Source organism: Mesorhizobium sp. WSM4806 (genome assembly GCF_055811635.1).
In genome coordinates this window covers 22,922-43,942 of sequence record NZ_JBVVQZ010000019.1, presented here as the reverse complement: position 1 = coordinate 43,942, position 21,021 = coordinate 22,922, and the positions used below count along the sequence as shown (strand labels likewise).

Annotated in this window: 20 protein-coding genes and 1 riboswitch; of the genes, 5 read left to right on the top strand and 15 right to left on the bottom strand. The window is 62.8% G+C overall.

Annotated elements, in window-relative coordinates; translation table 11 throughout:
• Positions 1 to 2: 2 nt before the first annotated feature.
• The 3 genes from AC0L2M_RS25855 to AC0L2M_RS25845 form a co-directional block, all read right to left on the bottom strand.
• Positions 3 to 1,118, bottom strand: a complete 1,116-nt coding sequence (locus tag AC0L2M_RS25855) for an FAD-binding oxidoreductase (protein WP_128170386.1) — start codon at positions 1,116 to 1,118, stop codon at positions 3 to 5.
• A gap of 23 nt (positions 1,119 to 1,141) precedes the next feature.
• Positions 1,142 to 2,389 (bottom strand): aromatic ring-hydroxylating oxygenase subunit alpha, encoded by a 1,248-nt coding sequence (locus AC0L2M_RS25850; RefSeq protein WP_473536263.1) that lies wholly within the window; start codon positions 2,387 to 2,389, stop codon positions 1,142 to 1,144.
• A 113-nt stretch (positions 2,390 to 2,502) separates the two neighbouring features.
• Positions 2,503 to 2,705, bottom strand: a riboswitch (cobalamin riboswitch).
• Positions 2,702 to 2,824: a hypothetical protein gene (locus AC0L2M_RS25845; RefSeq protein ID WP_473536262.1), complete on the bottom strand. Its 123-nt coding sequence runs from the start codon at positions 2,822 to 2,824 to the stop codon at positions 2,702 to 2,704. (Overlaps the previous riboswitch by 4 nt.)
• Positions 2,825 to 3,211: 387 nt before the next feature.
• Here AC0L2M_RS25845 and AC0L2M_RS25840 point away from each other — a divergent pair, with 387 nt between their 5' ends.
• The 3 genes from AC0L2M_RS25840 to AC0L2M_RS25830 all read left to right on the top strand — a co-directional run bounded on the left by AC0L2M_RS25840 (position 3,212) and on the right by AC0L2M_RS25830 (position 4,021).
• Positions 3,212 to 3,418: a DUF680 domain-containing protein gene (locus AC0L2M_RS25840; protein WP_473536261.1), complete on the top strand. Its 207-nt coding sequence runs from the start codon at positions 3,212 to 3,214 to the stop codon at positions 3,416 to 3,418.
• 67 nt (positions 3,419 to 3,485) lie between these two features.
• A complete protein-coding gene (locus AC0L2M_RS25835) occupies positions 3,486 to 3,710 on the top strand; it encodes a DUF680 domain-containing protein (RefSeq protein ID WP_473536260.1) in 225 nt (74 codons plus the stop codon).
• 74 nt (positions 3,711 to 3,784) lie between these two features.
• Positions 3,785 to 4,021: a DUF680 domain-containing protein gene (locus tag AC0L2M_RS25830; RefSeq protein ID WP_023796852.1), complete on the top strand. Its 237-nt coding sequence runs from the start codon at positions 3,785 to 3,787 to the stop codon at positions 4,019 to 4,021.
• 190 nt (positions 4,022 to 4,211) lie between these two features.
• On the opposite strand, the gene AC0L2M_RS25825 is transcribed toward AC0L2M_RS25830, so the two are convergent.
• The 5 genes from AC0L2M_RS25825 to AC0L2M_RS25805 all read right to left on the bottom strand — a co-directional run bounded on the left by AC0L2M_RS25825 (position 4,212) and on the right by AC0L2M_RS25805 (position 10,759).
• A complete protein-coding gene (locus AC0L2M_RS25825) occupies positions 4,212 to 5,324 on the bottom strand; it encodes an ABC transporter ATP-binding protein (RefSeq protein ID WP_023796851.1) in 1,113 nt (370 codons plus the stop codon).
• Positions 5,325 to 5,349: 25 nt separating this feature from the next.
• Positions 5,350 to 7,014 carry a beta-galactosidase BglA gene (bglA, locus tag AC0L2M_RS25820; protein ID WP_473536259.1) on the bottom strand — a complete coding sequence of 555 codons (1,665 nt, stop codon included), beginning with the start codon at positions 7,012 to 7,014 and terminating at the stop codon, positions 5,350 to 5,352.
• Positions 7,015 to 7,018: 4 nt separating this feature from the next.
• Positions 7,019 to 8,173, bottom strand: coding sequence for a carbohydrate ABC transporter permease (locus tag AC0L2M_RS25815; protein WP_027151438.1), 1,155 nt, complete (start codon positions 8,171 to 8,173; stop codon positions 7,019 to 7,021).
• Position 8,174: 1 nt separating this feature from the next.
• Entirely contained in the window at positions 8,175 to 9,188 is a 1,014-nt protein-coding gene (locus tag AC0L2M_RS25810; RefSeq protein WP_236377932.1) for a carbohydrate ABC transporter permease, read from the bottom strand.
• A 215-nt stretch (positions 9,189 to 9,403) separates the two neighbouring features.
• Positions 9,404 to 10,759 carry an ABC transporter substrate-binding protein gene (locus tag AC0L2M_RS25805; protein ID WP_473536258.1) on the bottom strand — a complete coding sequence of 452 codons (1,356 nt, stop codon included), beginning with the start codon at positions 10,757 to 10,759 and terminating at the stop codon, positions 9,404 to 9,406.
• 361 nt (positions 10,760 to 11,120) lie between these two features.
• Here AC0L2M_RS25805 and AC0L2M_RS25800 point away from each other — a divergent pair, with 361 nt between their 5' ends.
• Complete coding sequence (locus tag AC0L2M_RS25800) at positions 11,121 to 12,143, top strand: substrate-binding domain-containing protein (RefSeq protein WP_473536257.1); 1,023 nt, start codon at positions 11,121 to 11,123, stop codon at positions 12,141 to 12,143.
• A 38-nt stretch (positions 12,144 to 12,181) separates the two neighbouring features.
• On the top strand, positions 12,182 to 12,643 hold the full coding sequence (locus AC0L2M_RS25795) for an MAPEG family protein (protein WP_287063932.1): 462 nt from the start codon (positions 12,182 to 12,184) through the stop codon (positions 12,641 to 12,643).
• A gap of 224 nt (positions 12,644 to 12,867) precedes the next feature.
• Here AC0L2M_RS25795 and AC0L2M_RS25790 read toward each other — a convergent pair whose 3' ends face one another.
• The 7 genes from AC0L2M_RS25790 to AC0L2M_RS25760 all read right to left on the bottom strand — a co-directional run bounded on the left by AC0L2M_RS25790 (position 12,868) and on the right by AC0L2M_RS25760 (position 21,012).
• Positions 12,868 to 14,346: a S8 family serine peptidase gene (locus AC0L2M_RS25790; protein ID WP_473536256.1), complete on the bottom strand. Its 1,479-nt coding sequence runs from the start codon at positions 14,344 to 14,346 to the stop codon at positions 12,868 to 12,870.
• Positions 14,336 to 15,001, bottom strand: coding sequence for an anti-sigma factor (locus AC0L2M_RS25785; RefSeq protein WP_473536255.1), 666 nt, complete (start codon positions 14,999 to 15,001; stop codon positions 14,336 to 14,338). The genes AC0L2M_RS25790 and AC0L2M_RS25785 overlap by 11 nt, the downstream gene beginning before the upstream one ends.
• Positions 14,998 to 15,564 carry a sigma-70 family RNA polymerase sigma factor gene (locus AC0L2M_RS25780; protein WP_473536254.1) on the bottom strand — a complete coding sequence of 189 codons (567 nt, stop codon included), beginning with the start codon at positions 15,562 to 15,564 and terminating at the stop codon, positions 14,998 to 15,000. Before AC0L2M_RS25780 ends, AC0L2M_RS25785 begins: the two co-directional genes overlap by 4 nt.
• 326 nt (positions 15,565 to 15,890) lie before the next feature.
• Complete coding sequence (locus AC0L2M_RS25775; RefSeq protein ID WP_128171039.1) at positions 15,891 to 16,730, bottom strand: alkaline phosphatase family protein; 840 nt, start codon at positions 16,728 to 16,730, stop codon at positions 15,891 to 15,893.
• Between the two features lie 88 nt (positions 16,731 to 16,818).
• The gene (locus AC0L2M_RS25770) at positions 16,819 to 18,408 is read right to left on the bottom strand and encodes an ABC transporter substrate-binding protein (RefSeq protein WP_473536253.1); all 1,590 of its coding nucleotides are present in this window, start codon (positions 18,406 to 18,408) and stop codon (positions 16,819 to 16,821) included.
• A gap of 127 nt (positions 18,409 to 18,535) precedes the next feature.
• On the bottom strand, positions 18,536 to 20,188 hold the full coding sequence (locus tag AC0L2M_RS25765; protein WP_128244538.1) for an ABC transporter ATP-binding protein: 1,653 nt from the start codon (positions 20,186 to 20,188) through the stop codon (positions 18,536 to 18,538).
• Positions 20,188 to 21,012 carry an ABC transporter permease gene (locus tag AC0L2M_RS25760; RefSeq protein WP_128244537.1) on the bottom strand — a complete coding sequence of 275 codons (825 nt, stop codon included), beginning with the start codon at positions 21,010 to 21,012 and terminating at the stop codon, positions 20,188 to 20,190. The genes AC0L2M_RS25765 and AC0L2M_RS25760 overlap by 1 nt, the downstream gene beginning before the upstream one ends.
• Between the last annotated feature and the right edge of the window lie 9 nt (positions 21,013 to 21,021).

The following is a 21,021-nucleotide window of genomic DNA, read 5'->3' as shown; positions in this document are numbered from 1 at the left end:
GGTCAGGCGTCGATCTCGAGCGCCGTCAGCGGCTTCGAACAGCAGGCAAGGATGAAGCCGTCGTCGATCTCGTGATCGAGGATGCCGCCATTGTGGCTCATCTCGACTGTGCCCGAGACCTTTTTCACCTTGCAGGTTCCGCACAGGCCGAACTCGCAGGCTGCGGGAATTCGTACGCCCGAAGCGCGCGCCGTCTGCAGCACGGTCTGGCCGGCAACGCAGTCGGCGTCAATATCCGAAACCGAAAAGCGGATCGGCGTTGCGGCCTCGGCAGGTACTTCGATCCCGCCCTCTGCCGGCCCACCCTCTGCCGGCGAACCGAACGGAGCCGGTATTTCCTCCACCGCCGGGGCCGCAAAGCTCTCCTGATGGTAGTTGGCCATGTCGAAGCCGGCCGCCTCTAGCATCTGCCGCACGGCGCGCATGAACGGGTCGGGGCCGCAGCAGAAAATTTCGCGCTCGCGAAAATCGGGCGCCAGCAGCGGCAGCCGTATCGCGTCGATCCGGCCCATATGGCCGAACCAGCCCTCACGGCTGGACCGCTCCTCGATCATGAAGCCGAGCGTCAGGCCCGGCATGCGGCTGCCGAGCAGCTCGAGCTCCTTGCGGAAGATGATCTCCTCGGGCTTTCGCGCGCAGTTGACGAAGCCGACATCTGTCCATGGCGCGCAGTCGTTCAGCCAGCGCAGCATCGACATCATCGGCGTCACGCCTGAGCCGGCCGAAATGAACAGATACTTGGCCGCTGGATGGCTGTGCAGCGAAAAGTCGCCCGCCGGCCCATAGGCCTTCACGTGAACGCCGGGCTTCAGATTGTCGAACATCCAGCGGGTGCCGAGGCTGCCGGCCTGCGCTTTCACCGTCACCGCGATCGAGAACGGCCTCGACGGCGAGGACGACAGCGTATAGGTCCGCATCATCGGGCCCTCGGTGGTCGGCAGTTCCAGCGTCACGAACTGCCCCGGTCTGTAGCGGAACCAGGTCTGGTTGTCAGAGCGGAAGGTGAAGGTCTTCACGTCAGGCGCCTCGTCGCTGACGCCGATGACTTCCAGCACCTGGAGCCTGTCGTTCCAGGGCGCCATCTCGTCGAGATGGCGGTAGAGGCCAAGGTCCGTCATCGCATTCATCCCCTTGACCTCGTTCAGGCGACGCTGCGCAGCGCCGGCCGCCCGGCCTCGGCAAGGCGCGGCCCGATGAAGGAGGCGTACCATTCGACGAACTGGATGACGCCGCCCTCATGCAGTTCCGAATAGGGGCCGGGCTCATAGGCCGGCGACAGGATGCCGAAGGCGTTTTCCTCGACAATGCGACGGTCCTGGTCGTTGGTCTCGGTCCAGACATGGGTGAGTTCGGCGAGGTCGTAATCGACGCCTTCGACCGCGTCCTTGTGGACAAGCCATTTGGTGGTGACGGCCGTTTCCGTGGCACTGATCGGCAGCACGCGGAAGGTGACGGCATGATCGCCGAGGATATGGTTCCAACTCGTCGGATAGTGATAGAGCAGCAGCGAGCCGATACGGTCGGTCGAAACGCTGTCGGAAAGGTTCTTCTTCACCGCGCGTCTTCCCGTCATCGTGTAGCTGACGGCGTCGCGCAGCAGCGGCGCGCGGGTGGCGCGATACTGCCCGGCCGGATCGATGCGGAACTTGCTCGGCAAGCCCGCCGCCTCGCATTTCGCCCAGTGCGCGAGCATCTCTGGATCGCTGTCGGCGCCCTGCACGCCGGTGACGGTCGGCGCTTCCGGGAATGTCTTGCAGAGTTCCGGATGGTTGCCGGCGCAATGGTAGCACTCGCGGTTGTTCTCCCAGACGAGCTTCCAGTTGCCCTTCTCGACGATGGTCGATTCGAAGGCGATTTTTGCCTCGCGCAGCCGGTGCGGCAGGAGGTAAGGCTCGATCATGGCGCGCATCGGCGCGAAGTCGGCCGGCTCGTTGGCCAGGCAGATAAAGATGTAGCCGCCAACGCTTTCGCAAGCCACCGGCTTCAGGCTGAACTGGCTCTTGTCGAAGCCGTCTGCCATCTGGCGAGCAAACAACAGCCGGCCGTCCAGCTCGTAGGTCCACTGGTGATAGGGGCAGACCAGCTTCGCCGCAGTGCCCTTGTCGGCATTGCAGACACGGCTGCCGCGATGCCGGCAGGAATTGTGGAAGGCATTGATCTTGCCTTGCTGGTCGCGGACCAGCACGACCGGATAGTCGCCGATCTGGGCGGTGATATAGCTGCCAGATTTCGGCAACTCGCAATCGTGGCCGATGAACAGCCAGTCGCGATACCAGATCAGCTCCATGTCGAGCTTGAAGAAATCTGGATCGGTGTAGAAGGGCTGCTCGAGCGAATAGCCTTGCCTGCGGCCGTGCAAGAGCCTCAGCATGTCGTTGCGCGCGTCCATGTCCTGTCCTCGTGTAAGGACTGAACTGGTGGTGATGGAGGGAGGACCGTTTGCACGCCGGCGACAGGGCCGGACGTGCATCATCCACCTCTTGACCGCCCACCGCGATCAGTCGAGTCTGAAAATCTCGGGCTGGTTTCCGGGCTCTGGAGTGTCCTTGCGGACTCGTCGCGACACCTTCCCAGGCTTGTGGCCCAGTGGTCTCCCGTTGCGACTTGAACTCCACCACCGTTGCGGGGGCAGCGCCGGGTTCTGACCGGCTTCCCAATTCTCCGCTTCGTCGTCACCAAGCGGCACCTGAGATGGCGTGATCTAATCATGCCGGCCGGCTGACTGCCGGCATGAAAGCGACATCGTATCCATGCGGCGCGACACCGCCGGCGAAACCTGCAGGTTTTTATCTGCAGGGCTGAAACCCGCTTTGTCGGCGGCCATTGTCGGCTGCCGTGACATCGAAACCGACCCGCGGCGGAGACCAGGAAGGTTAACAGTTTACAAAAGTGACTATTAGCCGCTTCTAAAATCGAACCGAACGGTTCGTTTCTGTTGACAATGCGTGCAGCACGCAGTGAACGCAGATCCGCCAATCCGTCAAATCGTCGAACGGCAAATTTGGCATAAGATATTGAAACGAACCATAAAACCATAGTGGTAGATGCCTCTGGTACAATTTCAAGGTGTAGATTCTTGTTCCACACGGAACAACTTCGTGATTGGAATCCGCCGAATGGCCTTCCCACATCGGGGCTATCCGAACGACGCGCGCATCCTCCCAAGACACGCCGCTAGACGGACTGAAGACCAAGATACTGGAGTACTAAAATGAAAAAGATCGCTCTTGCTGCCGTCGCCGCTCTGGCCATCACCGGCAGCGCCTTTGCCGGCAGCGACCATTATGGGTCCAACGCCGCCAACCAGCCGGCCGTCGCGGTCGACAGCTCGTATACGGCCTCTGTCCAGACGCCGGCTCACGCTGAAAAGCAGCCCGTTGGCCAGGGCGCCAACCGCAACCTTTTCGGCAACAATTAACAGCTGGTCCCAAACAGCAAAGTGGCGGTCCGCCGCTCGGGATCTGAGGAACTCAGGAGTATTTGAAATGAAGAAGCTCATTCTTGCCACCGCCGCCATTGTGGCCATCTCCGGCAGCGCTTTTGCCGGCAGCGACAACTTTGGATCGAACGGCGCCAACCAGCCGGCCGCTGCGGTCGACAGCAACTCGTACACGGCTTCGTTTCGGAATTCGGCTTCGGCGCAGAATCCGGTTCCGGCTGACGAGAAACCCGTCAACGGCAGCGACCGTAACCTGTTCGGCAACAACTAACAGTTCGTTCCAACAGCGGCGGCGGCATTTGCCCGCCGGGCTGGCGGAACCAAGAAAATCCAGGAATTTTGAAAATGAAGAAGATCGTTCTTACCGCCGCCGCGCTTTTGATTGCTGCGGGCGGCGCTTTTGCCGGTAGCGACAACTTTGGCAGAACCGACATCAACAAGCAGGCGACCATCAACGTCGACAACACGCAGACTTCTTCGGTACGCAATACCGGCTCGCCGGTCTACAAGCTGCTCAACTCATCGGGCGACGTACAGAAGTCCGCCCCGCAGGGCAGCGACCGGAACCTGTTCGGCCGCTAGCGCATCGGCCCGAAAATCGGTTCCGATTTTCGGAAAGCACGATGCGCAGGGTTAAAGTGTTGGAGCGTACCTTTGTGCGTCCACTTGGACGCACGTCGCTCTAACAGCGACCGGAACGCACAAGAGTGGCGGCTTTGCCCGCCGCTCTCGTTTTTGGGTCACCAAACATCCATCAGTTCGGCTGCTGCTCTCAGGCTGCCTTTGCTTCCGCTTTGTGGAGCGTGAATGAATGTCCGTCGGCATCGAAAATATGCAGGTCGCCGGCATCGGCATTCAACCGCAGCGCAGCGCCGCGCTTGACCCCGACATTGCCTGGCAGCTTGGTGACCAGCGGCAGGTCGGCGCGGCCGATGTCGACATAGACGAGCTGGACCTCGCCGAGTTGCTCGACATAATCCACCGTTCCCTCGAAAAGATAATCCGCACCGGTGGCGATCGTCAGATCTTCCGGCCGCACGCCGAAGCTCACCGAAGCGCCCTTCACCGACGCCGGCGTGGCGATCGGCACCGTCGCCTTGCGCCCGCCGACATGACTGACGATGGTCGGGTCGCCTGATTTGTCGATCGTCGCCGGCAGGATGTTCATGGCCGGCGAGCCGATGAACTGGGCGACGAACAGATTGCCGGGTCTCTTGTAGAGCTCCATCGGCGTGCCGACCTGCTCGATATGGCCCTCCTTGAGCACCACGATGCGGTCGGCCAGCGTCATCGCCTCGACCTGGTCGTGGGTGACGTAGATCATCGTTGTAGCAGGCATCGATTCCTTGAGCTTGGCGATCTCGATGCGGGTGGCGACGCGCAGCGCCGCGTCGAGGTTCGACAGCGGCTCGTCGAACAGGAAGACCTTGGGGTTGCGCACGATGGCGCGGCCGATGGCGACGCGCTGGCGCTGGCCGCCCGACATCGCCTTGGGCAGGCGGTCGAGATATTTGGTCAGCTGCAGGATTTCCGCCGCCTGGCGCACCCGCTTGTCGATCTCGGCCTTGCTCTCCTTGCCGATCTTCATCGAGAACGCCATGTTGTCGTAGACAGTCATGTGCGGATAGAGCGCATAGGACTGGAACACCATGGCGATGCCGCGCTTCGACGGCGGCACGTCGTTCACCACCTCGCCGTCGATCTTGAGCTCGCCGGAGGTGATTTCCTCAAGCCCGGCGATCGACCGCAGCAAGGTCGACTTGCCACAGCCCGAAGGGCCGACGAAGACGATGAACTCGCCCGACTTTATGTCGAGGTCGATGCCATGGAGAATGTTGAGATTGCCGTATGATTTCTTCACTTGCCTTAGCGTGACATCGGCCATGGGTTCCCTCCAGTGAATTGCAAATTCAGTCGATACGCCCGAACCAGGCGCCGTAGCCGCCGAGGCGGATAAAGCCGGCGTCAGTCTGTCCCGAAAACCCGTGCCCCGGCAAGGGCTGCAGCGAGCGTCCGCCGAGATTGACTTCGGCCGGTCGGCTGCCGAGATTGAAGGCGCAGACGATCTGCTCATTGCCCTCGCGGCGCGTGAAGGCGACCGTATCGCCGTGGCTTTCGATGAACTCGATCTCGCCCTTGGCCAGCGCCGGATACAGGCGGCGGAAAGCGAGAAAGCGCCGGTAGTGTTCGAGCAGCGAGTTGTCGTCGCCCTGCTGCACATCGACCGCCTGCGAAAGGTGCTTGGCAGGCACGGGCAGCCAGGGCTTTGCCGTGGAGAAGCCGCCATTGCCGTCGGCGCCATTCCAGACCATCGGCGTGCGGCAGCCGTCGCGGCCCTTGAATTCCGGCCAGAACCGGATGCCGTAGGGGTCCTGCAGATCCTCGAATTGCAATTCCGCTTCGCCAAGACCGAGTTCCTCGCCCTGGTAGATGCAGACCGAGCCGCGCAGCGACATCAGCAGCGCCGAGATCACCTTGAGATAAGCGGTCTGGTCGGCCTCGCCGGCCGCCCAGCGCGAGGCAGTGCGCATCACGTCATGGTTGGAGAAGGCCCAGCACGACCAGCCGTCGCTGGCGACCTCGCCAAAGGCTTCCAGCACCGAACGCACCTTTGCCGCGCTGATCTTTTCGGGCGCCAGGAAGTCGAATGAATAGCACATGTGCACGCGCTTGCTGCCGGCGGTATAGGCCGCCACCACCTCCAGTCCGCGCTGCGAATCGCCGACTTCGCCAACCGCCGCCGTCGCCGGATATTCGTCGAGCAGGGCGCGGAAGCGTTCGAGGAAGCCAAGGTTTTCGGGGCGGCTCTTGTCGTAGAGATGGTCCTGGTAGTTGTAGGGGTTGACGGAAGGAGCGGTCTGGTCGTTGCGCTGTTCGGGCGGCAGCGGCGGATTGTCCTCGAGGCCCTGGCTGTGGAAGTAGAAATTGATGGTGTCGAGGCGGAAACCGTCGACGCCGCGCTCCAGCCAGAAGCGGGTGACATCGAGCAGCGCGTCCTGGACTGCGCGGCTGTGGAAGTTGAGATCGGGCTGCTCGGCCAGGAAATTATGCAGGTAATGTTGCTGGCGGCTGGTGTCCCACTGCCAGGCCGAACCTCCGAAGATCGACAGCCAGTTGTTGGGTGGCGTGCCGTCGGGCCTGGCGTCGGCCCAGACATACCAGTCGGCCTTCGGGTTGGTGCGGCTCGAGCGGCTTTCCTTGAACCACGGATGGATGTCGGCGGTATGCGACAGCACCTCGTCGATCATCACCTTGAGCCCGAGCCTGTGCGCCTCGGCGGTCAGAGCGTCGAAATCGGCCAGCGTGCCGAACATCGGATCGACGTCGCAATAGTCGGACACGTCGTAGCCGAAATCCTTCATCGGCGACTTGAAGAACGGCGAGATCCAGATGGCATCGACGCCGAGCGCCGCGATATAGGGCAGCCTGCCGATGATGCCCCTGAGGTCGCCGATGCCGTCGCCGTTCGAGTCCTGATAGCTGCGCGGATAGATCTGGTAGATCACGGCACCTCGCCACCAGTCGCGGTCGACGGCGAAGTCGGGACTCAACGTCGCTTTCACAGCGGATTGCATGATCTCAGCCTCCCTTCACCGAGCCGGCGAGCAGCCCGCGGACGAAATAGCGCTGCAGCGAGAAGAACACGATCAGCGGCACGACAATGGTGATGAAGGCCGATGTCGTCAGGATCTCCCAGTCGCCGCCGCGCGAGCCGAGCAACGCGTTGAGCTTGGCGGTCAGCACGATCTGGTCGCCCTCGGTGCCGAGGAAAACCATCGCGACCAGCAGATCGTTCCACACCCACAGGAACTGGAAGATGGCGAAAGAGGCCAGCACCGGGAACGACAGCGGCAGCACGATCTTGACGAAGATCTCGAAATCGCTGGCGCCGTCGATGCGCGCCGATTCCATGATTTCTCGTGGCAGGCCGGCAATGTAGCTTCTCAAGAGATAGATGGCGAAGGGCAGGCCGAAGCCGGTATGCGCCAGCCAGATGCCGAGATAGGTTTTCGACGGCACGCCGAAGAAGCTGCCGACGCCGTTGTAAAGCTTCAGCAGCGGGATCAACGACATCTGCAGCGGCACGACCAGGAGCCCGATGATCACCGCTATGAGCAACGCCCGGCCGGGAAAGCGCATCCAGGCCAGCGCATAGGCCGCGAACGCCGCGATCAGGATCGGGATGACGGTCGCCGGAATGGTGACGGTCAGCGAATTCATGAAGGAGCGGCCGATGCCTTCCGAAAACAGCACCGTATTGTAATTGTCGGTGGTGAATTTCGGCGGCGCCGACGAGGCGTAGTAGACGCGCTGGCCACGCTCGCCCTCGAACGGCTTGGTCGAGGTCATGACGAAACTGCCGTCGGGGTTGAGCTGCAAGGTCTCGCCGTCACCGAGATCGGCTGTGGTGCCGGCGGGATATTGCGTCGGCGCCGACGACTTGACGCCAAAGGCGCTGATGTCGCGGGCCGGATCATCGCCGAAGATGTTGCCCTCGAGGACGAACTTGCCGTCCTTCTCGACTTGCGCCGAGGCGGGTGGCAGCCGCCCCGCTTCCGTCTGCGTGGAACTGGCGAACGAGTTCCACCAGCCCGAGGCGATGATCTGGTCCTTGTCGCGCAGCGACGAGACGAGAATGCCGAGCGTCGGGATCGTCCAGATCGCGACGAAGAGGAAGACCGCGATATGGACGCCGAAACGGCTGGCAAAGGACTTTCCGGTCGAGACGGCCATCTCAATGTCCTCCCGTCTCTTTGTTGGCCTGGCGGATGTTCCAGATCATGATCGGAATGACCGCGATCATGATGATGATGGCGATGGTGGCGCCACGGCCGAAATCGCCGCCGCCGCGGAACATCCAGTCGAACATCAGATTGGCCAGCACCTGGCTGTTCCATTGGCCGTTGGTCATCGTCAGCACGATGTCGAAAACCTTCAGCACCAAGATGGTGATGGTGGTCCAGACGACGGCGATCGTTCCCCAGATCTGCGGCACCATGATCTTCCAGAAGATCTGGAACGGATTGGCGCCGTCGATGACGGCCGCCTCCAGCGTCTCCTCGGGAATGCCCCGCAAGGCAGAGGACAGGATGACCATGGCAAAGCCGGTCTGGATCCAGATCAGGATGATCATCAGGAAGAAATTGTTCCAGAACGGCAGCGATATCCAGACCTGCGGCTGGCCGCCGAAATATTGGATGATGGCGTTGAGCAGACCGATCTGCGTCTGGCCAGCACCACGATACTCGTAGATGAACTTCCAGATGACGCTGGCGCCGACGAACGAGATGGCCAGCGGCAGGAAGATGAGGCTCTTGGCGATGGTGCCCCACCAGATCTTGTCGGTGAGGACGGCGATGATCAGCCCGAGGAAGGTGCAGGCGGCAGGCACGACCGCCAGCCAGATGATGTTGTTGAGGATGGAGGTGCGGAATTCGCGGTCGCCGAAGGCCCATTCATAATTGGCGAAGCCGACGAAATTGGCGCCACCGCGATCGAGGAACGACAGCCTCAGCGTCTCCACGACCGGGTAGATCAGGTAGATTGTGAGGATGATCATGGCCGGGCCGACGAACAGCCACGGCCGGATCATCCCCTGCCGGCGCAGATTGTCGATGGCCGCCGCACCGGCAACGCCGCGCGACGGGAAGATGATGTCCACCAGCTTGTTGGCGCCCCAGAAATAGGCGACGCAGCCGCCGACGCCGATGACGATGACGAATATGGCCGAGAAAATCTGAGCCGCCACGGGTCCCTCCCTCTGCGCATGATCCGCCAGTCGGGAATGACTTTGGCGATGCGATCACAGGCCGATTCAGTTATTGGCAAGGCAGGGTTTTGCACTTGCTGGTCGCGCGTCATGCCGAAATGTGCTCATAAAAATTGCTGCTGTGCGGGCCGCCGGTCGGATCCGGGCCATCGAGGCCCGGATCCATGCAGGATCGGACGTTCAGCCGGGACCGCCTACTTGATCGCGTCCCAGCTCTTCTGGATGTCGGTGGCGACATCCTGGGCGGACTTGCCGCCGACGAGATCGATCATGCCGGTCCAGAAGGCGCCGGCGCCGATCTTGCCCGGCATCAGGTCGGACCCGTCGAAGCGGAAGGTCGAGGCCTCGGCTAGGATTTCGCCCTGCTTCTTCAGCGCGTCGCTGGCATAGGCGTCCTTGTTGACCGACTTGAACGGCGTCACAAAGCCGCCCTGGGCCATCCAGATCTCATGGGCGAGCGGCATCTTCAGGAATTCGATGAACGCGCGGGCACTCTTGCTATCCTTGGTGATCATGGCCAGCGTGCCGGCGCCGAGAACCGGGGTGCCGAGGTCGGGCTTGGCAGCGTAAGGTGGGAAGTAGAAGAAATCGGCGTCCTGGCCGATCTCGGTGCCTTCCGGGAAGAAGGTTGGGATGAACGACGCCTGGTGGTGCAAATAGCATTTCGGCGGCACCGAGAACAGGCCTTTCGGGCTGTCGCGAAAATCGGTCGCCGCCACCGCCTTGGCGCCGCCGTCGACCATCTCGTCGTCGGTCGCGATCTTGCCGAAAATGTCGATGGCGTTGACCACCGCGGGGTCGTTGAACGGAATCTCGTTCTTCACCCACTTGTCGTAGGTCTCGGGCGTCTGGGTGCGCAGCATGATGTCCTCGACCCAGTCGGTCGCCGGCCAGCCGGTGGCGCCGCCAGAACCGAGCCCGATGCACCATGGCGTGCCGCCGTCGGCAATGATCTGCTTTTCGAGCTCGGCGAGCTCTTCCTGCGTCTTCGGCACCTCGTAGTCGGCTTCCTCGAAATTGTCCGGCGAGTACCAGACCAGCGATTTCACGTCGGCCTTGTAGGGGAAGGCGAAAAAGCCCGGCTTGCCATCCTTGTCCTTGAAGGTGCCGAGATCGACCCATGACTGGCCGGCGCCGTAATTGTCCTTGATCCAGTTGGCGGTGTCGTCGCCGAGCGGCGTCAGCAGGCCCTTGGACGCCAGATCCTGGATCAGGCCCGGCTGCGGCAGCACGGCGATGTTGGACGGGCTGCCGGCCTGCGTGTCGATGACGATCTGCTGTTCGTAATTTTCCGACGAGGAGTATTTGACCTCGGCGCCGGTGGCTTCCGAGAAATAGTCGAGAACGGTGCGGATGAGGCCCTCGTCCTCGCCGCGCCATGGCCCGAAGATCGACAGCGTCTCGCCCTTAAGGTCGACTTTCTTGAGCTCTTCGTAATTCGCCCAGTTGAAGCGGGGGTCTTCGCCCGGCTTGAACTTCAGTTCGGCTTGCGCCGGTGCGCCCAGGGCGAGCGCGACAAAGGCGGCGCTCAGCAGAAGCATTTTCCTCATTGGTATTCCCTCCCAGTGGTGACAGGCACCGGACGGAACCTCCATTCCGTCCGCCGACGCAGCAGGACTGTGACTCACTCGGAAAGGAACCGCAACCTTTCGAAGAGTCTTCCAAAGCGCTTTGGTCTTTGCAATCACGCCACTGAATTAATCAGAAGTCAAGAGACTGGTAAACTAATCGATTTAATTTCACGGCCACAAGAGCAAACACAGTGCGCTGCAGCACCATTTTGGGCGCTGCAACAGCAAATTTTGCTTCAAACCGGTTAGAAAGGGTGCTTATGATATTCGCATCGGTAGCGCTTGCCGCTGTGGCGCGAGCGACCCATAGTTAAAGCGCTTTGAGGCTTGGAGGCCTCCGGTGAACCTCAAACAGCTTTCCCACATGCTGGCGCTTTCGCAGACCACGGTAAGCCGCGCGCTGAACGGCTACCCGGAAGTCAACGAGGAAACGCGCCGGCGGGTGATCGACGCCGCCAAGCGCCACGGCTATCGCCCCAACCCGAGCGCGCGTCGGCTGGCTACCGGCAAGACCGGGATGATCGGTTATGTCTTGCCGACCGGGGCGGCCGTCGACATCGACCCGCATTTCGTCGAATTCCTCTCCGGTCTCGGCGACTACGCCCGTTCGCACGAACTCGACCTGGTGCTGTCCCCCGCCGATGCCGACGATCAGGAGACGACCTATCGGCGCATCGTCGCCAACCGGCAGGTCGACGCCGTCTACATCTCCTCGCCGAGGCCGGCCGACCGGCGGGTGGCGCTGGCCAGCACGCTCGGCATCCCCTTTATCGTCCATGGCCGCAGTGAAGGGCTCGATTTCGATTACCCTTTCACCGACATCGACAATGAGGGCGCCTTCCACGAGGCGGCACGGTTGCTCGTCCAACTCGGTCACCGGCGGCTGGCGCTGATCAACGGCGACGGCCGCGAGACCTTCGCCATTCACCGCGAGCGTGGTGTGCGCCGAGCGCTGGCGGCAAGCGGTCTGGCGCTTGGCGAAGGCGACGTCTGTTCCCTCGCCATGACCGAGGAGAATGGCTACCGCACCGCCAGGCGCTTACTTGAGCAAAGCGATGCGCCGACCGCGATCGCCTGCTCCAGCCTGATCATGGCGCTCGGCGTCGTGCGAGCGGTGCGCGATCTCGGCCTGACCATTCCGGGCGACCTGTCGCTGATCGCCCATGACGACGTCTTCCCTTGGCTGAAGCCGGAGAATTTTTCGGTGCCGTTGTCGACGACGCGTTCGTCGATCCGTTTGGCCGGCGCTCGTATCGCCGAGCGGCTGGCGGCGCGGATTTCGGGGTTGGAGGAGGGCGCCCGCGGCGAAGTCTGGCCGGTCGACCTGGTCATCAGGGGATCGGTCGCCGGCGCGCCGGCCTAGTCGTCGCATGGCTTTTGAACCGTACTGAGGAGGAGGACATGCAGCAGCTCAGTTTCGAAAATCCGGTGTTTGCGGCGTTTGCCATATCAGCAGCGATAATGGGGCTGAAGGCTGTGGCAATGTCCTGGCTGACCGTCATTCAGATGATGAGGTTCAGCAGTGGCTTCCGCTCGCCGGAAGATCTCAAGCGGACACCGTTCAATCCCTCGCCTGATCCCAAACAGTTACAGCCGGACGAGCGCGTGGAGCGGATTCGCCGTATACAACTCAACGATCTGGAAAACCTGCCGTTCTTTTTCATGGCCGGAGCTCTTTATGTGCTGACCGATCCGCCGCTGGTCCAAGCCCAATGGCTGTATTATGGCTACGCCGTTTCGCGTCTGCTGCATTTCGCAGCGTACTTCACAGCGCAAATCCACGAAGTGCGCGCCACCTTTTGGACCGTCGGCTCTCTCATCATCGTTTACATGGCGGTCGTCGCGCTGCTGCACGCTTTCTGATCGATTGTTTCGAAAGTAGCTCAGGCGATTCATGTCGTGGTGGTTTTGAGAACGGCAGCGCCACCAAGGTGTTTAATTCCCCGCGCTGTGCATGCGCGGTCCCTTGATCGCCTTTTCCAGCCCGATCTCCATTTCGGGGACCGACCCACTATGTGCCGCCTGAATATGATCGGTGGCTTCGGGAAAGCCAAAAGTCACAAACGGCAGAAGCGTTCACGCCAGACTTATTCTTTCGCCGCCTCGGCCGCCTTGGTATTGAGCAGGCCATAGCCGAAATCATTGTCTCGTCCCTTGGGGCCGAGATCCCTTGCCGTGGCGGCCAGCGCTTTCTCGACCCAGTCGGCGGAACGGTCGGGTGCGGTATGCAGCAGATTGGCGATCGCGCCGGTGACGATCGCTGCGGCAAACGAGGTGCCGGTGACGACATCCGAACCGGCGCCGCTCGGCGCCACCATCTCGACGCCGGGAGCGGAGAGGAAGACGTAGGCGCCGCGATTGGCCTGCTGCATCAGCCCGTTCTTGGCATCGGTGGCGGTCACCGCGATGACGCCGTCGAAGGCGGCCGGATAGCCGTAGGGCGCCTTCGGTCCGTTGTTGCCGGCGGCGGCGACCAGCACGATGCCCAAGGCGCGAGCATTGCGGCAGGCGACGCCGAGCAGGTCGTTCTTCGGGCCGACGAAGCTCATATTGATGATGCGGACGTCCTGCTCCGCCGCCCAGTCGAGCGCCGCAAGGATGACGTCCATCGTCGATTTGCCGCCCTCGAAGGCGCGGGCGTGGTAGATCCTGGCGCCCGGCGCCATGCCTTTGAGCGCGCCGACGCCGGCGATCAGGCCGTCGATCGAGGTGCCGTGATCGCGCGCCTCGATCGGCACGTCGGGCATGGCGTCGAACTGATCGGCGATGACGCCGCTTAGAGCCGGGTTGGTGTCGTCGATGGCGGTGTCGACGACGGCAATGCGCACGTTCTCGCCGCTCGCCCCTTTCGCATCGAGCGCAATGCGCTCGAAGGCATAGTTGACGATGGTGGCTGCCTGCTGCAGCGAGTAGATATGGTTGGGCTCGCGCCGCAAAGCTCGGCCGTCGGCGGCAAGCTGCGCCAGCACGACGCCGACCGGGCGGCCATCGGGAATGCCGAAGCGCACCAGCGTGGAGCCGAGCAACTGAGACTGGCGCTGCGAGCGCACCTCGAGGCCAAAGGAGGCGGCGATCTGCTGGACGGCATCGCCCTCCACCGTCACCAGCACCTCGTCCGGCACGAAATCACCGACGATGGCGCGCGGCGGCTCGGCCGCGACGAGATCGCTGGGCGAAACGATCGGGCCGCCCGCCGCAGCGGCTTGTATCGCTGTCGCACCGGCAGGCGGGACCGGCGGCGGCAACGCACCGCTGGCCGGATCGCGGCGCGGATCGGGCGTCGGCAGCGGCGCTTGGCCGCCGCCGATCGGATTGGGGAACAGGTCGACGATCAGCGCGGGAAGAAGCACCGCATTTGTCGCGGCAGGACCTGCGCCGGGCCTTTCGCCGCTGCCATCCTTTGTGTCGCGCTTGATGCAGTCGGCCGCCGTCGCCCCTCGGTTGAGGCAGTCGATTTCAGTCTGCGTAAGGTTCGGATCATTGGTCTGCGCCAAGGCCGGCACAGCGCCGATTATCATCGCCGCCACGAGCAGCGCCGCAAATCGGATGACCGCCCTAGCCGCCATCGACCGGTTTCCTTCCCTCGACCACAGCCTCCGCGAAAGGCTGGGCGGCAATCAGGCCGAGCACTTTTTCATAGTCGGCTGCGGTCGCGGCCGGGATGCCAAGACGGAAGACACCTTCGGCGGTTGGGCCGGCGGCAATCTTCAGCTGGTGCTCGCCAAGAAAAGCGACAATGTCGGCCATCTTCGCATCCGGCTGGAACGTGACCAGCGCGAACGGCATTTTCGCAAGATCGCCTTGCTGGCCGGCAATTTCGAAATCCCTGTCGATGCCGCCAGGCTGCTCAAACGACTGCACCACAACAAGCGCCAGCAGAGCCGCGGCCGCAGCCCAGGCGACGCCGGCGGGAACTGCCGTGAAGCGGCCCCACGCTTGCGCCAGCCAGGACGCCGCCGGCGCGCGCGCTGGACCGGCCTCGGCGTCGAGCGCCCGGGCGAAGCGGCTGAGCGCATCGGCCGGCGGACGGATCGCTTCATTGGATGCAGCGGTGCCGGAGAATTCGGCCTCGGCCTCGCCGAGTGCGGCAAGCGCTGCCGGGTCGGTCGCCAGCCATTCCTCGACGGCTTCGAGCTCTGCACCTTCCAGCGAGCCATTCAGATAGAACGGCAGCAGCGTTTCCATTTCATCGCGGCGCGACATCTTTTCAGCGGCGCTCATGGCCACCCCCTGTCGTAACCGGCGGCCTTGAGGGCCTCGCCGAGTTTCTTGCGGGCGTAGAACATTCTGGTCTTGACGGTGGCGACCGGGATATCGAGCACCTCGCCGATCTCGCTCACCGACTGTCCGTGGTAGTAGGCAAGGTCGATCACCGTTCGGTGTTCTTCCGGCAAGGCATCGACGAAGCGCCGCAACGCGGCGCCCTTGTCTTCCTTCATGGTGACGACTTCCGGCGTATCGGCGCCGTCGGCGATCTGGGCGGCGTCATCGTCGTCGATCCAGTCTTCCTTTTTCTTGCGCAACGACGACAGCGCCTTGAAGCGGGCGATGCCGAGCAGCCACGTCGAGACTTCCGAGCGCCCCTCGAAGCCGGGCGCCTGGCGCCAGAGTTCGAGAAACACCTCGTTGGCGATATCGTCGGCCATCATTTCTGATCCGGTCTGGCGCACCACGAAACGGTAGACCCGCGCGTGGTGGCGCATGAACAGGAGCCGCACGGCGGCGCGGTCGCCCTTCGCGACCCGGCCGACAAGCGCACGATCGGTTTCCGTCGCTGCCGTCATGGCCGATCGAGCCGCCTGGCTCCTGTCTGCTCTGTCGCTGATCGGCCCAAAAAGGTTCACCGCTTTCCGCCCAGAATTCCCTGAAAGCTAGCCGAAGAGCGGCAGTGTTGCCAGAGGGAGGTTCTTCCCTTCTCCCCCTGTGGGAGAAGGTGGCCGAGCGAAGCTCGGTCGGATGAGGGGTGCTGGACGGATCGCTACACCGAAGAAATAAGCGCTTCAAATCCCTCAATATTTTCACGCCGAGTTTCTTCCAACACCCCTCATCCGTCTTGCCGCTTCGCGACAATCCACCTTCTCCCACAAGGGGGAGAAGGGAAGACGCGCGCTCAGTCGAGGAACGGCCTGGCCTTCATTGTCGCGGGCACCGGGACGCCGAGGCGCGCAAGCACCGTCGGCGCAAGCTGCAGCTGGTCTAGCAGCGTGTCGGCCTCCGGCCCGTTGCCCTGTCCGAAATAATACAGAGCAAAATCCTGCATCTCGTCGTCATGGCCGCCATGATGGCCGCGATCGGTCTGGCCGTGATCGGCGGTCACGATGACCTCGTAGCCGGCTTTCCGCCAGCGCGGCAGGAAGGCGGCGAGCATGCCGTCCATCGCATAGACGGCATGGTCCATCTCATGGCAGTCATGGCCGAAGCGGTGGCCCATCGAGTCCAGCGTGCAGGTGTGCAGGATGCCGTAGTCGATGCCGTGGCGTCTGGTCAGCATGGTCAGCGTCGCGAACAGGTCGACGTCGCTCGGCGTCATCTGGTTGCGGGCATTGTAGCCGGTCATGGTGTGGAACCGGCCATGCGTGATCGGCCCGCCGGGCTCGTCGAACTCCATGTCCTCGACCAGATCGAACGGATAGGCCCGGAAGAATTCGGACCAGTAGGAATGAGTGACCGCGCCGGTCTTGCCGCCGGCCTTGCTGACCTCGGAGAATATGTCGGGTTGCTCAACGCGGAACCGGTTCTCGTTGGTCAAGATGCCGTGCACTTGCGGCGCCACGCCAGTATGGATCGACGCATAGCAGCAGGCCGAGGTCGACGGCAGAACGGAGCGCATCTTCCAGACGCGCGCTTCGCCCGATTGCACCCAGCCTTCGAGATTGCCCATCAGCCGGCGCCAGTTGCGATAAGGCACGCCGTCAAGGATGATCAGCAGAAGTTTTGTCTCGAGCGCCACGGGCCGCTCCATGCGATTGGCAGTTGAGATTGGAGCGCCGACTGGGCACACGGCGCTTTTGTATATGAATCAACGGAGCAGGATTTGGCTAGGCCGCCAGCCAGCACTCGTTCAGGGCATAGCCGTCCATCATTTCGCCGATCGGGCTCTTGGCAAAACCGCCGATCTTGTTGGTCGCCGCCGCATCGATGAACTGGTTGAAGAAAGGCACGATTAGCCCGCCCTCGTCGCGCATCAGCACTGCCATATCATGATAGATCGCCTTGCGCTTGGCCTGGTCGAGCTCGCCGCGCGCCACAAACAGCATCTTGTCGAATTCCGGCCGCTTGAACCGCGTGTCGTTCCAGTCGGCGGTCGAGACATAGCCGGTGGAATACATCTGGTCCTGCGTGGCGCGCCCGCCCCAATAGGAAAGCGAAAAGGGCTGCTTGTTCCAGACCTCTGACCAGTAGCCGTCACCGGGCTCGCGCTTGATCTCGATCTTGATGCCGGCTTTGGCGCAGGACTGCCGATAAAGCTGGGCTGCGTCGACGGCGCCCGGGAAAGCGACATCGGAGGTGCGCAACACGATCGAGCCGCTATGACCCGATTTCTTGTAGAGCGCTGCCGCCTTTTCCGGATCGAACTTGCGCTGCTCGATGTCGGCCGAAAACAATGGATAGGCTTCGTTGATCGGGAAGTCGTTGCCGACCGAGCCGTAGCCGCGCAGGATTTTCTCCAGCATCTCGTTGCGGTCGATGGCGAGCTTCAGCGCCATCCTGAGGTCGTTGTTGTCGAAAGGTGCGGTGTCGCAGAACATATTGAACGGATAGTAGCCCTTGCCCGAGACGTTCTCGATGGAGACTCCGGGTATGCGCTTGACCAGATCCACCACCTTCGGCTCGACGCGGTTGATCATGTGGACCTGGCCGCCCTGCAGGGCGGCCAGCCGCGCGGTTGCGTCGTTGATGACGATGATCTCGATCTGGTCGGCATGGCCGGCCTTGTCGCCGCGCCAGTAATTGGCGAAGCGCTCGCCGCCGTGGCGCACGCCGGGCTGGTTGACGGTGACTTTATAGGGGCCGGCGCTGATGCCGGCACTCGGATCGTCCTTGCCGCCGTTCGGCTGGATGGGAAGATGGTAGTCTGCCATCAGATAGGGGAAGTCGGCATCCGCATCGCCGAGCGTGACGATGACCTCCTTGCCGCTTGCCTTGACCGTCTTGATATTCCTCAGGACGCCGAGCGCGCCCGACTTCGATTTCTCGTCGGCGTGGCGTTCGATGGTGGCCGCAATATCCTCCGCCGTGACGGTCTTGCCATTGTGGAACTCGATGCCGTCGCGCACCTTGATCGTCCACGTCTTGGCATCCGAGGATGCACCGATCTCTTCGGCGATGAGATTTTCCAGTTTGTTGTCGGGGGTCAGCCGGACCAGGTATTCGCCCCACTGCTTGCCGAAACTGTAGGTGACCTGGCTGAGGTTGAGTGCCGGATCGAGACTGTTGGTCGATTCTCCGCCTTGCAGGCCGGCCTTGATCGTTCCGCCTTTTACAGGCGTCTGGGCGAAGGCTTTGCCGGCCAGCGTCGTCGCCAGTGCTGCCGATACGCCAAGGGCTGCGGCGCGGCCGAGGAAGTCGCGGCGCGATATCCGACCCTGGCCGGCGAGGGTCGCGAGATGGTCGAGTTCAGTCGTCATTTTTCCAGATCCCCTTTCACGAAGAACAGCTTTGCACGAGCGGCGCCCGTTCGCGTTTGATCCTCTTCGCTCAGCGTTTCATCCGGATGACGGAAGCAGCGTTCTTTCCAAATCGTGATGCCGCGCGCTAATTCCCCGCGCTGGCCATGCGCCGTCCCTTGATCGCCTTTTCCAGCCAGCCGATCTCCATCTCGGGAACGGAGGACAACAAAAGGTCGGTATAGGCGTCGAAAGGCGGCGCCAGCACCTGGCTCTTCGCGCCGTAGCGCACCACCTCGCCGCGATACATCACTGCGATCGAATCGGCGATCGACTTCACCGTGGCGAGGTCGTGGGTGATGAACAGATAGGCGACGTTTTCCTCCTTCTGCAGCTCGAGCAGCAACTTCAGGATGCCGTTGGCGACCAGCGGGTCGAGCGCCGAGGTCACCTCGTCGCAGATGATCAGCTTCGGCTTGGCGGCAAGCGAACGGGCGATGCAGACGCGCTGCTTCTGGCCACCGGAAAGCTCGGCCGGGTAGCGGTCGACAAAGCCCTTGCCCATTTCGATCTTGTCAAGCAATTCGGCGACGCGCTTGTCGCGCTCGCGGCCGCGCAAACCAAAATAGAATTCGAGCGGCCGGCCGATGATGGTGCCGACGGTCTGGCGCGGGTTCATCGCCACGTCGGCCATCTGGTAGATCATCTGCAACTGGCGCAGATCCTCCTTGGGCCGATCGGCAAGCCGGTTGGCGAGCGGCCGCCCGTCGAAGGTGACGGTGCCTTGTTCGGGCGGCAGAAGGCCGGTGATGGCGCGCGCCAGCGTCGACTTGCCCGAGCCGGACTCGCCGACCACCGCCAGCGTCTGGCCAGGATAGATGTCAACCGAGACGTTCTTCAGCACCTTGATATGGCTGCGGCCATAGGCGGCGGTGATGTTCTTGACCGACAGGAAAGGGTTCGTGCCGGGCCTTTGCTCCTGGTGCTCGATCTCGTGCACTGACACCAGCGCATTGGTATATTCCTGGCGCGGCTCCTTGATGATCTGGCGGGTGCCGCCCCATTCTACCAGCCGGCCATGGCGCAGCACCATGATCTCGTCCGAGACCTGGGCGACCACGGCAAGGTCATGAGTGATGTACAGCGCCGCGACATGCGTGTCGCGGATGGCGTCCTTGATCGCCGCCAGCACGTCGATCTGCGTCGTCACGTCGAGCGCCGTGGTCGGCTCGTCGAAGACGATCAGGTCGGGCTCGGAGCACAGCGCCATCGCAGTCATCACGCGCTGCAGCTGGCCGCCTGACACCTGGTGCGGAAAGCGCTCGCCGATGCTTTCGGGGTTCGGCAGGCTGAGCTTCTTGAACAGCGCGATGGCGCGCTTTTCGGCCGCGGCCCGTGTCGCCGTGCCATGCAGCAGCGTCGCCTCGACGACCTGGTCCATCAGCCTGTGCGCCGGGTTGAAGGCGGCGGCAGCCGATTGCGCGACATAGCAGACCTCGCGGCCGCGCAGCTTGCGAAAGCCCTCCTTGCCGCCTTTGAGGATGTCGCGGCCGTTGAGGATGACTTCGCCGCCGGTGATCCGCACGCCGCCGCGGCCATAGCCCATCGACGCCAGGCCGATGGTCGACTTGCCGGCTCCAGACTCGCCGATCAGGCCGAGCACCTTGCCCTTCTCGAGCGACAGCGAGACGTCGTGGACCAGCACGATGTTCTTCGGCGCTTCGCCCGGCGGGAACACGGTGGCCTCGATGCGCAGATTGCGGATATCGAGCAGCACGGACTTTGCTCGCTGGTCAGCCATTACCCGCGCCCTCCCTTCAGGCTCGTCGTGCGGTTGAGCACCCAGTCGGCGACAAGGTTGACGGAAATCGCCAGCATGGCGATCGCCGCGGCAGGGATGAGCGCCGCCGCGATGCCGAAGACGATGCCGTCCTTGTTTTCCTTGACCATGCCGCCCCAGTCGGCGCTAGGCGGCTGCACGCCGAGGCCGAGGAAGGACAGTGTCGACAGGAACAGCACGGCATAGATGAAGCGCAGGCCGAGTTCCGAAACCAGCGGCGACAACGCATTGGGCAGGATCTCGCGGAAGATGATCCACACGCTGCCTTCGCCGCGCAGCTTGGCCGCCTCGACGAAATCCATGACGTTGATGTCGACGGCGACCGCCCGCGACAGGCGGTAGACGCGGGTCGAGTCGAGGATGCCCATGACCAGGATCAGCGTCACCAGATTGGTTGGCAGCACGGAGAGCACGACGAGGCCCATGATCAGCGTCGGGATAGACATCAGGAGATCGACAAGGCGCGACATAAGCGTGTCGAACCAGCCGCCGAAAACCGCCGCCGAGAAGCCAAGGATGGCGCCGAGCGAGAAGGACAGCGCGGTGGCCAGCACCGCGATGAACAGCGTGACGCGGGCGCCGTAGATCATGCGCGAAAGAAGGTCGCGGCCGAGATTGTCGGTGCCCAGCAAATGTGTCGCCGACATCGGTGCCCAGACGTCGCCAACGATCTCGCCATTGCCGTAAGGCGCGATCCAGGGCGCGAAGATCGCCGCCAGCACGAACAATGCCGTCAGCACCAGGCCGATCAGCGCAGGGATGGGGATGCGTTTTATGTCGAGCACAGCGCCGCC

Coding starts and splice junctions, on each gene's coding strand:
- AC0L2M_RS25855 (WP_128170386.1), bottom strand. CDS start 1,118: ATGACGGACCTTGGCCTCTACCGCCATCTCGACGAGATGGCGCCCTGG.
- AC0L2M_RS25850 (WP_473536263.1), bottom strand. CDS start 2,389: ATGGACGCGCGCAACGACATGCTGAGGCTCTTGCACGGCCGCAGGCAA.
- AC0L2M_RS25845 (WP_473536262.1), bottom strand. CDS start 2,824: ATGGCCGCCGACAAAGCGGGTTTCAGCCCTGCAGATAAAAACCTGCAG.
- AC0L2M_RS25840 (WP_473536261.1), top strand. CDS start 3,212: ATGAAAAAGATCGCTCTTGCTGCCGTCGCCGCTCTGGCCATCACCGGC.
- AC0L2M_RS25835 (WP_473536260.1), top strand. CDS start 3,486: ATGAAGAAGCTCATTCTTGCCACCGCCGCCATTGTGGCCATCTCCGGC.
- AC0L2M_RS25830 (WP_023796852.1), top strand. CDS start 3,785: ATGAAGAAGATCGTTCTTACCGCCGCCGCGCTTTTGATTGCTGCGGGC.
- AC0L2M_RS25825 (WP_023796851.1), bottom strand. CDS start 5,324: ATGGCCGATGTCACGCTAAGGCAAGTGAAGAAATCATACGGCAATCTC.
- bglA (WP_473536259.1), bottom strand. CDS start 7,014: ATGCAATCCGCTGTGAAAGCGACGTTGAGTCCCGACTTCGCCGTCGAC.
- AC0L2M_RS25815 (WP_027151438.1), bottom strand. CDS start 8,173: ATGGCCGTCTCGACCGGAAAGTCCTTTGCCAGCCGTTTCGGCGTCCAT.
- AC0L2M_RS25805 (WP_473536258.1), bottom strand. CDS start 10,759: ATGAGGAAAATGCTTCTGCTGAGCGCCGCCTTTGTCGCGCTCGCCCTG.
- AC0L2M_RS25795 (WP_287063932.1), top strand. CDS start 12,182: ATGCAGCAGCTCAGTTTCGAAAATCCGGTGTTTGCGGCGTTTGCCATA.
- AC0L2M_RS25790 (WP_473536256.1), bottom strand. CDS start 14,346: ATGGCGGCTAGGGCGGTCATCCGATTTGCGGCGCTGCTCGTGGCGGCG.
- AC0L2M_RS25785 (WP_473536255.1), bottom strand. CDS start 15,001: ATGAGCGCCGCTGAAAAGATGTCGCGCCGCGATGAAATGGAAACGCTG.
- AC0L2M_RS25780 (WP_473536254.1), bottom strand. CDS start 15,564: ATGACGGCAGCGACGGAAACCGATCGTGCGCTTGTCGGCCGGGTCGCG.
- AC0L2M_RS25770 (WP_473536253.1), bottom strand. CDS start 18,408: ATGACGACTGAACTCGACCATCTCGCGACCCTCGCCGGCCAGGGTCGG.
- AC0L2M_RS25765 (WP_128244538.1), bottom strand. CDS start 20,188: ATGGCTGACCAGCGAGCAAAGTCCGTGCTGCTCGATATCCGCAATCTG.